General features: G+C 69.2%; 4 protein-coding genes. 2 read left to right on the top strand and 2 right to left on the bottom strand.

Features of this window, described 5'->3' with window-relative positions; all coding sequences use genetic code 11:
• Positions 1–78: 78 nt before the first annotated feature.
• Entirely contained in the window at positions 79–3,660 is a 3,582-nt protein-coding gene (locus tag OG206_RS31355; RefSeq protein ID WP_327121967.1) for a phosphodiester glycosidase family protein, read from the top strand.
• A gap of 1,196 nt (positions 3,661–4,856) precedes the next feature.
• Here the strand turns inward: OG206_RS31355 and OG206_RS31360 are convergent.
• Entirely contained in the window at positions 4,857–6,062 is a 1,206-nt protein-coding gene (locus OG206_RS31360; protein ID WP_327121968.1) for a glycosyltransferase, read from the bottom strand.
• Between the two features lie 628 nt (positions 6,063–6,690).
• Here OG206_RS31360 and OG206_RS31365 point away from each other — a divergent pair.
• Complete coding sequence (locus OG206_RS31365; protein WP_327121969.1) at positions 6,691–7,251, top strand: hypothetical protein; 561 nt, start codon at positions 6,691–6,693, stop codon at positions 7,249–7,251.
• Positions 7,252–7,471: 220 nt separating this feature from the next.
• Here the strand turns inward: OG206_RS31365 and OG206_RS31370 are convergent, their stop codons facing one another.
• A complete protein-coding gene (locus tag OG206_RS31370) occupies positions 7,472–8,344 on the bottom strand; it encodes a TauD/TfdA dioxygenase family protein (protein WP_327121970.1) in 873 nt (290 codons plus the stop codon).
• Positions 8,345–8,403: the final 59 nt, after the last annotated feature.

Genomic DNA, 8,403 nt, shown 5'->3' on the forward strand with positions numbered 1-8,403 from the left:
AGACGCAGCGCGAGGACATGAACCACGCGTCCACTGCGAGTTGACCCATATACGTTCAGCTTCGAAGGAAGTCACCCTGTGCCGCTCCCTCTTGACCCCAGCCTTCCCCGAGCGCGATCCGCAGCGCGGCGCAGCGCCGTCGTCCTCGCCCTGGCGACCTCACTCAGCATCGGTGCAGGGATGATGACGACCGCTCAGGCGCTCAGCCCCGATCTGCCGAGGTCGGTGCCCACGCCGCAGCGGGGCCACGGCCTGATACCCAGCACACCCGGTCAGTCGCTCGTGACCGACGAGACCCGCACACCCGTCGCCCCCGGCCTGAACCTCACTCGCTTCGACCGCTTCGGCTCCGAGGGGTGGGTCCGGGGACAGGTGCTGGTCGCCGACCTCGCTGAGAACCGGCTGCGGGTGGACCACATCTCCTCCGGCACGGTCACCGGCAAATCCAAGGTGACCGAACAGGCCGCCAGGACCGGTGCGATCGCAGCGATCAACGGCGACTACTTCGACATGAACGACACCGACGCCCCCATCGGGACGGCAGTGTCCCGCAGGGGCGGCCTGGTCAACTCGGCGACCGAGGGCCGTGCCCAGTCCGTCGCCATCGGTGCGGACGGGCTCGGCAGGCTGGCCCAGGTATTCCTGGAGGGAGAGGTCACCGTCCCGGAAACCGGGCGACTGAAGCTTTCCGGCGTCAACTCCCCGCAGCTCACCCGCGACGGAATCGGACTCTTCACCGACGCATGGGGTCCGGCCCCTCGCACCAAGCCGGTAGCGGGCGCGGAACGAGTCACCGAAGTCAGGCTGCGCGGGGGGAAGGTCACCGAAGTGCGTCCCTCGGTCGGCTCGGATCCGGTTCCGGCAGGTGCCAGCGTGCTGCTCGGCCGTGAGGCGGGTGCCGGCACCCTGGCACGTCTGCGGGTGGGCGACGCCGTGTCCGTCGCGTACCGGCCACGAGCGGACTTCGGCAAGGTGGCCGTCGCGGTCGGCGGCGGCCAGGTGCTGGTCGACAACGGCACCGTCCGGCGCTTCACCGAGGGTGACACGGTCACAGCGACCTCGCGTACGGCCGTCGGCTTCTCCGCGGACGGCCGGACCATGTACCTGGTCGCCATCGACGGCAAGCAGACCGACAGCCGGGGCATGGACCTCAACGAACTCGGCGACCTCATGAAGGGCCTCGGTGCCGCCAACGCCCTGAACATGGACGGCGGCGGCTCGACCACGATGGCTGCCCGGCTTCCCGGCGAAGCAGCCACGGGCCTGATCAGCAGCCCGTCGGACGGCTCGGAGCGCCAGGTCGCCAACGGCCTCGGTCTGTTCGCTGCACCCGGCTCCGGCACGGTCCGCGGGTTCCGCGTCGGGCCCGCACTGACAGCGGACGGCTCCGACAGGCTGTTTCCCCACCTGCACCGCACCGTGCGCGCGCTCGCCCATGACGAGACGTACGCTCCGCTGCCGGTGGGCCGACTGAGGTGGAAGGGCTCCGGCAAGGTGTCGGTCAGGCCTTCCGGGGGCGGAACCGCTCTCGTCACCGGCGTGCGTTCCGGCGTCACCCGCGTGGAAGTCTCCGGCGACCGCGGAGCTTCCGGAGAGACCGCACTGACCGTACTCGCCCCCGCTGTGCGCATTGCTCCGAGCAGCAGCGTGATCGCACTCGACGGCGTCCGGGACACCGCCCAGCTGACCATCACCGGATACGACGCCCTCGGGGACCACGCCCCGATCGACGCGTCCGACGTCAAGGTCACCGGTGGCGACGGTGTGGTGTCCCTGCAACCCTCCAGCGACGCGACCTTCACACTGCGGGGACTGAAGGACGCGGCGTCCACCACTCTGCGCCTCACCGTGGGCCGGATGACAACGCGGGTTGCTGTCACGGTGGGCCTGACCGAGAACTCGGTCGCGGACCTCACCGACGCGGCCTCCTGGACATCGGCCAACGACCGCGCTCCCGACGGATCGGTCGCCCCGGCCGCCGGACACGACGGCACATCCGGGTTGCGCTTGAGCTACGACTTCACCAAGTCGACGGCCACCCGCGGGCAATACGCGGTGCCGCCGCAGGCGATTCCACTTCCGGGCCAGCCGCAGGCGGTCACGATGTGGATCAATGGTGACGGCAACGGCGCGTGGCCACGCCTGCAGTACCGTACGGCCGCCGGTGTGACCGCCAATCTCGACGGGCCCATGATCACCTGGACCGGCTGGCGCAAGGTCGAGTTCCCCGTGCCCGTAGGCACCCCCTACCCCCTGACACTGCAGCGTGTGCGTCTGCTGGAGACCAGTGCGGCCCGCTCCTACACAGGCGAGGTGACCATCAGCGATCTGCGTGTCAAGGTCGCGCCCGACGTGGAACTGCCCTCCGGGCCGAAGATCACCGATCCGGTGGTCGTCACCGACGGTACGGTCGACGGCCGGCCGCTTCGAGTCGCGGTGATGTCGGACGCACAGTTCGTCGCTCGTGACCCGAACAGCCCGCTCGTCGAGGCCGCCCGCCGCACCCTCGCCGAGATCGCCAGGGCCAAGCCCGACGTACTCGTCATCGACGGTGACCTCGTCGACGAAGGATCACCCGCCGACTTCGCTCTCGCCCGTACCCTGCTCAACGAATTCGACTCGCTGACCGGAGGGAAAGTCCCGTGGCACTACGTGCCTGGCAACCATGAAGCGATGGGCCCGGGATCCACGGTCAACTTCAAAGCCGCCTTCGGCGACACCACCTCCGTCTTCGACGCCCGACACACACGTTTCATCACCCTCGACACCTCCAGCGGCACCCTCCGCGGCGGCGGATTCGCCCAGCTCCAGTTCCTCCACGACCAGTTGGAGGCAGCCGGACGTGACCGTTCCGTGAGCGGCGTCGTGGTGTTCGAGCACCACCCCACCCAGGACCCGCTGCCGGACAAGGCCAGCCAACTCGGTGACCGAAAGGAAGCGGAGCTGGTCGAGAAGTGGCTGGCGGACTTCCGGGTCGACGCACACAAGTCCGCTGCCTTTGTCAGCGGCCATGTAGGGGCGTTCGCGGCGACCACAGTCGACGGTGTGCCCTACCTCGTGAACGGCAACTCCGGTAAGAACCCAGCCAGTACGCCCGACAACGGTGGCTTCACCGGCTGGACCATGCTGGGCATAGACCCCCGTAAGGGCCGTGTCGACGACCGGTTCGATCTGCCTGCGCGTGACTCACAGCGGTGGCTCCAGGCCGAGATGCACGCCCGCACCGACTCCGTGAACCTGACCGCTCCCGACCGGATCGCAGTCGGTGTCCGGGGCCATGCGGCGGCCACCCTCACCCAGGACGGTACCCGAACCGTCCCGGTTGCCTGGCCGGTAGGAGCTGACTGGTCCGGAATCCGCACCGAGATCAAGGGCGCGGCCGCCGAGGCCGTCGCACGCCGGGGAACTGCACCCGTCATCTCCTACGACCCCGTCACCGGGCTGATCACCGCCCTTCGTCCGGGCACCGCGGTGCTACGAGTGACCGTCAACGGCGTCACGGCCCAAAGGACGGTCACGGTGCCTAGAACCTCTCGTTCGGATCACGCTGGGCTCGCGTGCCCCGGCCCCGCACCTCGCGGCGTTGTCGTCACTCGGCAACGCTCCGCGCCGACGCCCTCCTCCGCCTTGCGATGCCCCGCACCTGACGCCGCGCGCTGATCCAGCAGGGATTACGGGACAGCCCCTGGGCGGTCTCTGGCCACATCTCCTTGCGGCCTCCGAAAGCCCCGAAGGCCGCAAGGAGATGTGGCCTTCGGGGCTTTCGGAGGCCGCCCCGCGCGCCGGAGCGCCAAGTGCCGCTGGCGACGCCGTGAACGTGTGCATGAGGTGGCGCAAAGCCAGCCGGGCCGCCGGCGCGGGAGGGTGTCCGCAGGCTCCGCAGGCAGGTGAGGGGCAGGCGCGGAGGTGGGCGAAACGGGCACAGGTGGATATGACTGGCGCGGTGGACCGCAAGCGGGAGGACGCCCTCGCGACGATCGAAGCCATGCGGCAGGACCGCGCCGGTGCGACGACGGAATCACCGGACGATTTCCCGTTCGAGCGTACTGTGTTCTTCGACCGGGCATGCGCGGACGGGCTCGTCCACAACGGGGACGGCACCTTCCTGCGCGTCGCCGAGATCCTCGGCGAGGTTCGACTGCGGCCGTGGGACTACGTGAACCTTCGGCGCCAGGTCACCGGAAACCTCATGGCGCACCTCACTCCCGCGCCGCACACCACGGAAGCGGAGACGGCGGTGTCCGTCGCGCAGCTGCGGCGGAGCGGTCCGCGCCGGACGGATGAGGAGTGGCGCGACTGGCTGGAGGCGCAGGGCCGCACGGAGGAGGAGTTCGCCTCCCTCGTCCACGAGGAGATCCTCAGTGCCGGTCACCGCCCGCCCGGTGGTCTGAACATGCCACTACTCAGGGCACTGCGGGTTGACGCCTCGTATCAGGCGGGGACCTCGGGCTCACGATCGCAAGGGCCGTCTGGCAGGCGAAGTGGGCCGGACGCTGAAGGGACCCGCGGTCAGTGCGAGGCCCCTGCGGATCGCGCGCAGCCACGCCTCGCGAACGGCAGGCAGTCGTACCAACGTGTGACGGAACGCCTCCGGGCCGACCCGGAAGGGACCGGCGGGTGTGCCTGGGGAGAGAACAGCCACAGCCACACACCCAGCGGCAGCGGTTCCGGGTACGACGACGCAACGGGGCGGCCGGGGCTCAGGCCCGACCCGTCAGGGGATGGGACGAGCACGATGTCCGCGCCCGTCCCGGGGAAGGGCCTCCCCGGCCCGCTGCGTCGTCGCAGCAGGGCGGTGGCGAGCCAACGCGTTCTGCCGTCCGTCAAAGGCCGCCGGGCCGGCCGGCCCGCCCATCTCACCGAAGGGCGTCGACCAGGAGGCCGGCGGCCACCGCCGCTCCGTCGGTGCGCATCCGGCTTCCCAGAGCCTTTGCCCGCGTCCGGGTCTCGGGTGCTAGGGCCGCCTTGAACGCGACGTCCAGGGACGCGGCGGTGAGCTGCGGACCATCCACCGCCGCGCCGAGGTCCAGGTCCGCCACGCGCCCGGCCCAGTACGGGTTGTCCGACAGCTGGAGAGGTATCACCACCTGCGGCGCGCCCGCCCGGGCCGCCGTCAACGTGGTACCGGCGCCGCCGTGGTGCACCACGGCGGCCACCCTGGTGAACAGACGCTGGTGGTTGACCTCGGCGATTTCGAAGCAGTCGTCCTGGTCGTCGGTCAGCCCCAGGTCCGCCGGTCCGGTGGAGACGAGCACGCGGTGCCCCCGCGCGCGGATCGCCTCGGTAGCCATGCGGACGACGTCCGGCGACGGGCGCATGCTGCCGAACCCCACGTAGACAGGCGGCGAGCCGGCGTCCAGGAACGTCGTCAAGTCGTCCGGGAGCGGCCGTTCGTCCGGCAGGCTCCACGCACCTGTGTGTACGACGTCGAGGCCCGGCGTTCGCCGCCACGGTCCCAGAACCGGATCGGCGGCCAGCCACGGCCGGTCGGTGAGGACGTGGTCACGGACGTTGTCCACCGAGGGCAGACCGATCGCTGCCCGGTGGCTGTTGAGAGTCTCGCTGAACTGTGCGTTCACGTGGCCGGCGTCCAGCTCCCAACGTGCCCGGTTGTCGTGTACGCCGGGCTCCGGCCAGCCGGGCCGCGGGGGAGGCGCATGGTGCGCGGACGGCAGGTGTACCGCCGCATAGCTGGCGTACACATAACGGATGCCCGCAGCCTCGGCCACGGACCGTGCGGCGATCTGTGCCAGGCCGGCCGCCACCAGTGCGTCACATCCATCGGCCGCTGCGGGGAAGGTGTCGAACTGTGCGGCGACCATCTCGGTTCTGTACCGGGACAGGTCTGCCGCTGACGGCAGACTCGTACCCCGCATCAGCTCTCCCACCGGCGGCCCGAGCGGCACGAGTTGCACGCCGATGTCCGCGAGCCGGTCCGCGAACTCCTCGTCCGGCGGGGCGCACATCCGCACCTCCACACCGAGCGTCCGCAATCGCACCGCGAGTGCCATCAGAGGCTGGACATCGCCACGCGTCCCGTATGTGGACAACAGCACCCGCATTCCGCGCCCTCTTTCGCTACGTCATTCCAGGCGTCGAGGCCGCGCCGGCCCACGCTCTGCACACGGCGGCCGTTCGACGGTGATGTGTCGGTCGTCACGACCGTGCGGCAGCAGTCTAGGCCCGCATGTGTTGCTGAGGGGGGTCACTGTGCTGACACATCAATGCAGTGGAATCGGAGTTGTTGTCGGTGTCTTGGGAAGGCCGTTCCCGGCCTCGCCGTACCGGGATGGTGGAACCTGTCTCGCTCATGAGCCAACTCAACCCCAACGGGGTAGGGTTGTGGGTGATCACTCCAGCGGTGATCCCCCACCGGCCCGCACCCGGTGCCCCGGGCGGTTACCGCAGTGCGTTTCGCGGCAGCCACCCTCAGCGACAACGGCGCGTGCCGGCCCGCCTTGTGGGGTGAAGGTGTGGCCTCGGGCTGCCGTTGCCGGGCAAGGTGTGCAAGGTATTCGATCGCCTACACATACGGAGAACTACTCGATGCCTGGTTCGTCCGTTCCCGTCCCTGATGTTTCGGTCATCCTGCCCTGTGCGGGATTCGGAACACGTTTCGGGGCGCCGTACCCGAAGGAACTGCATTGTCTGGCTCCCGGGGTCACCATTCTGGACCGCAGTCTGGAAGCAGTGGTCGAGCTGGCCAAAAGTGGACTTCATGTGCGTCTGGTCGTCGTCTTCGGCACGCACAAGCTCGACACCGTGCGCTATCTGACGCGCTACTCCGAGACCTTTCAACTGGTCTTCGTGCACCAGGACGACACGATCGAACCGGGTCTCGACGGAGCGATCAGGTCGGCTCTGCCGATGACGCAAGGGCCAGTGGCCCTCGTGCTGCCTGACATCGTCCTCACCGGCGCCGACACGGCGGGCAGCCTTGTCGCGGCACTGCGACACGCCGAGGTGACCGGGTGGAGCGTGGTGGCTGCCGAGGAGCGCGACCCCGACACGCTGCGGCAGATGGGCGCGCTCGCCGTCGCCGACGTGGGTGGGGTCATGACAGTGGATGTGGCTACCGACAAGCCGAAGGATCCTTCAGGCTTCAACGCGTTCTGGGGCATGGTGGCAGTCACCGAGTCCGAGGCACACAGGCTTCCCGACGTAGTGGGCAGCGGGGTGGCCAGTCCACTGACCGGGGCGGTCGCCCACATGGTGGAGGGAATCGTCAACCACAACACCCTCGCGGACTGACTCCCGCACCGACCGGACGGCTCGGATCGGGCCGCGCCCGCCCGTTGCCGATGCCGACCTCTCGGGGTGGACAGTTGTCTGCCGGCAACGGCGCACCCGGGCACAGGAACAGGCGGCCTCACCGGCACGGTGAGGCCGCCCTTGCGTGAGCGGATACTCGTGAGGCGTCGTGCGCGGAGCCCACCGGTCTCTGCGCACGACGCCTCCTCCGTTCGCGCCGTCAGCCCTTCACAGGTCCGCCGTTGATGGCGACGCGCCGGCCGTAGCGTGCGTAGGGGTAGTAGTCGTACGTCGCGTGGTGCTGAACGCAGCGGTTGTCCCAGAACACAAGGGTGCCCGGTGTCCAGCGAACGCGGCAGTGGAGGATCGGCGTGCAGGCGATGGTGTCGAAGAGCATGCCGAGCAGGGCCTTGCTCTCCTGGTCGGAGAGCTGCGGGACGCGACTGGTGTAAGCCTTGTTGACGTAGAGCAGTTTGCGGTCGGTCTCGGGGTGGCGGGCGATGAGCGGGTGCTCACTCTTGGGGATGACGTAGTCCGCGGGCGGGGTGTAACCCGCCAGTGCGTGGGCGCCGTCGTGTACGGCGGTGAGCTGGTCCAGCAGGGAGCGCATGGCGGGGGAGAGTAACTCGTAGGCCAGGTGCATGTTGGCGAAGAGGGTGTCACCGCCGCAGCCGGGTTCCGGAATCTCGGTGATGTAGAGCATCGACCCGAGCGACGGTTCGGCGTCGGCGGTGCCGTCGGCGTGCCAGCCGTTGCCCGCCACGTTCGCCGCGGCCGACGTGGTCCGGATCTCCAGGATGTGGGGGTCGCCCTCCTCGGGCGGCGGGTTCACCGGACGCAGCTCTCCGAAGGCGCCGGCGAAACGCTTGTGGTCCTCGACGGTGATCTCCTGATCGCGGAAGACCAGGACATGATGATCGCGGAACGCGGTCCGGATCTCGTCCAGTTGCTCCGCCGGGAGCTCCTTCGACAGGTCGACGCCCGAGACCTCCGCACCCAGTACGGGGGTGATCCGCTCCACCGTGAGCGTTCGGTAGGGGTGCACGGGACGTGTGGTCACCGCTTCCAGTGCTTCGCGTTCGTATGACTCCATTGCATCCTCCAGAAGGGGTGACAAGCCTCGGCCGAGCATGTCGGCGAGGATGGCGCTGC

Origin of the sequence: Streptomyces sp. NBC_01341 (genome assembly GCF_035946055.1) — a bacterium.
In the GTDB taxonomy this organism is placed as follows: Bacteria; Actinomycetota; Actinomycetes; order Streptomycetales; family Streptomycetaceae; genus Streptomyces.